1 protein-coding gene is annotated in these 228 nt (G+C 71.5%); it reads left to right on the forward strand.

Annotation, left to right across the window (positions count from 1 at the left end; genetic code table 11):
- A partial coding sequence (locus SB719_RS23080; RefSeq protein WP_412160179.1) for an FAD-dependent protein occupies nt 1-228 on the forward strand: 228 nt, incomplete at both ends.

Raw genomic sequence — 228 nt, forward strand, 5'->3', positions numbered from 1 at the left:
GTACTCGCGCAACGAACGCAATGCGAATGCGGCGATCGTCGTCGGCATCGCGCCCGAGGATTTCCTGCCCTATGCGCCCGAAGGCGGGCCGCTCGCCGGCATCGCCCTGCAACGGCACTGGGAGTCGAACGCGTTCGCGCTCGGCGGTGGCGAGTACGAGGCCCCGGGCCAGCTGGTCGGCGATCTGCTCGCCGGGCGCGCGTCGAACGCGTTCGGCAGCGTGGTGCC

This window comes from Pantoea sp. SIMBA_079, assembly GCF_046940275.1.
GTDB classification, from domain to species: domain Bacteria; phylum Pseudomonadota; class Gammaproteobacteria; order Enterobacterales; family Enterobacteriaceae; genus Pantoea; species Pantoea borealis.